The organism is Calothrix sp. CBUCES-K 9914, assembly GCF_059640475.1.
The window spans coordinates 1-2,922 of sequence record NZ_JBXXZH010000484.1 but is presented as its reverse complement, the minus strand read 5'-3'; the positions used below and the strand labels follow the sequence as shown (position 1 = coordinate 2,922).

The window sequence follows — 2,922 nt, the reverse complement described above, 5'->3', positions numbered from 1 at the left end:
TTTAATAATTCCGATTGAGTAAAGGGCTTGGTTAAATAACCACTAGAACGTACCATTTTTGCTTTTGCTCGGTCAATAAATCCAGTTCGACCTGTAACCATCACAATCGGTATGTCTTTGAACGATGAGTGCCTTCTTAATAGTGAACATAATTCATACCCATCCAAATTGGGCATCTCAACATCCAATAAAATCAAATCCGGTTTGCTGCGAAGAATTTGCATCAGCGCTTTAACAGGGTCATTAATCATCACCACCGAAAAAGTGCTTTCATCCAAAAACCTTTTAATAGAGCTTAAAACAGTTGGACTGTCATCTATACAAGCAACTGTATAAACTTTTTTCCGCAATTGGCGATGGGAATACTGATTGCTATCAACCATAGTATTCATCTCTGTACTTGTTTCAATTTGAATACTGCTTGATACTTGCTGTTCCCTCTCGTATTTTGGCGCCTCTTCAATAGGTGTTAAAGTATCTGGAGAAGTATAAGTATATCGACTCCGTAACTGTCTTTGACACTGTTCAACTAAAACTCTTAAATCAAGACGACAGAATTTGGGTAGGTCATCTAAAGCTGTTTCGCGACTAAATTCATAGCTACCCTCTTTTAAAGTCAAAAAAGATTCCAAAACTTCGAGCGCTAATTCCTCAATTAAAACCGTTGCTTGCTCTTTTGTCATGTAATTACGATTAACCAGCCAGCAGATAGCCTGATAATCGGCTTGTACAATTGATTGATTAATGTGTTTCGGTTCATATAATAACCGCATCTGCATCCGAGTCGAGCGATTAAGCGTTGGTATTTGTTTGGACAAACGTTCTAAGTGTCCATCGAGCCAGTCGAACAATTGATTTGAATATGAGGCATAGGTAAGTTTACCCTCCTCAAGGTAAAGCGACCAAGAAATCGCACCAGTCAAGACTTTTAAGCAACCAGTGGCACGGCGACTCGTTAGCTGCGCTAGTAACGATAGTGGGTGTAGCTTCTGAAATACCCGATAACTATCGAGAGGAGTTGTACTCATTTTGTCTACTACCTAAACTTTCTTTGATAGGTATAATCTAGATTTTGTATTATTGCACCCACTACTTAAATAAATGTATTGGGACTCTTTGTATATTAAACTACAAAAATCCTTTTTGGGAAAACTGGCAAAACTCTCTAACAGTAGTATATTCAGCCGATTAAGCTGCAAGAGAACTTGTAAGCTAAAGTCGTCTAGATACTGACCTAATACTGAGATTAACAAACATTTCAGCACAGTTGTTAAAAAATCTGTAAAGACTAAATGAAGTCACTCTCCTTTGCGTAAAATTTAGTTAGGCATCATCGCAATAATACTGTAGTAAGTAGCTATATATGAAACTATTTTCTCAGTATTACCACTTAAGTATACTACGTAGTAGTCCAACAATGCAAATATCTTTATATACTTATCATTAGATCACACATGATTACCAATTGTGTATTAATTTTGACAAATCCTTACAGTTATTTTTCCATTTAGCAAATTTAATTACATACATATCAATACTGTTTAGTTGAACTGAATACTAAGTGTGATTTTATACAAATTCAAATCAATAAGTACTTGTTTTATTTGAATTAGAATTTAAGCTTGATAAGCTATTGGTATCAATTTTAATAAACGTCTCTATTTCAAATTATAATCAACTAGTTGTGATTGTTTTCAGGTTAATAAATGTATTATTAGACAATATTTTCTCTATTTTTATACGATTTGCTACTTGTGATTTTTTTGCTTGCGTTGTAAAAGTGAGCAGATGCAGTTTTGTTTCTAAAAAATTAGCGCGGCAATTGAGATAATCGAAATAAAACCTGGCAGTGTAAACTACCAGGTTTCAGAGTTATTTTGAATTATGCGGATGAAAGGACTTGAACCTTCACACCTTACGATACTAGAACCTAAATCTAGCGCGTCTGCCAATTCCGCCACATCCGCATTAGTTAAATATAGTAACATATTGTTTTGGAATTGGGAATAGAGAATTGGGAATAAATCAAAATTCAGTGTCTTATGTGCCCAATATATCTCTATTTAACATTTGTGTACTTAACGGAGTTTTGGTGCGTGATGCCACCAGATTATTAGCTTCGTTTTATAATTGTTATGGCATCACACACCCTACGTTATTGTTATGGCATCACATACCCTACGTTATTGAATGGCAACGCGCGGTAAACGGTGCTTGAAGGAGCAAAGAATTTCCCAAGATATAGTATTTAACTCGTTTGCCCAATCATCAACTGTAATTATTTCGTTTTGGTCTTGTCCTAATATCGTTACCACTTCGTTTTCTTGGATATCTGGAATGCTGCTAACGTCAAGCATAATTTGGTCCATTGTAATGGCGCCAATTTGCTGTACGCGCTTTCCTCGGATTATGACCTGCATTTTATTTGATAAATTGCGAGGAATACCATCAGCGTAACCAATACCGACAACGGCAAGACGAATGTCATTCGGAGCTATATATTTGTAGCCATAGCTTACACCCGTACCAGCTTCAATAGTTTTGACTTGAGTAACGCGCGCTTTGACTTGTAAAACGGGTTTGAGAGAAATGTCACGTAAATGTTCAGCAGGATAATGTCCGTAAACTGCTAACCCAACACGCACCATATCATAATGTAAAGCTTTGTTGCTAAGAGTACCCGCACTATTAGCGAGGTGCAAACAACTTGGTATTATCCCTTCTGCTTTGATTTGAGCAATTGCTTCCTCAAACCGTTGATGCTGAAGATTCATAATTTCTGGGTCTGGACTGTCTGCAGTTGCAAGATGCGAATAAATACTTGCTATCTGTAGACGAGGCAACCGAGTTACCAACTTTACAAACTCTCCTGCTTGCTGCCAGTTGGTTCCTAAACGCGACATTCCTGTATCGAGCTTAATA

2 protein-coding genes and 1 tRNA gene are annotated in these 2,922 nt (G+C 36.8%); all 3 read right to left on the bottom strand.

Going from position 1 to position 2,922, the window contains the following annotated elements; genetic code table 11:
- Positions 1–1,028: response regulator (locus tag AC2JBO_RS44260; protein ID WP_496959967.1), on the bottom strand; the 1,028-nt coding region annotated here is incomplete at its 3' end.
- A gap of 857 nt (positions 1,029–1,885) precedes the next feature.
- Positions 1,886–1,967, bottom strand: a tRNA-Leu gene (locus AC2JBO_RS44255).
- A 216-nt stretch (positions 1,968–2,183) separates the two neighbouring features.
- Positions 2,184–2,922: alanine racemase (gene alr, locus AC2JBO_RS44250; RefSeq protein ID WP_496959966.1), on the bottom strand; the 739-nt coding region annotated here is incomplete at its 5' end.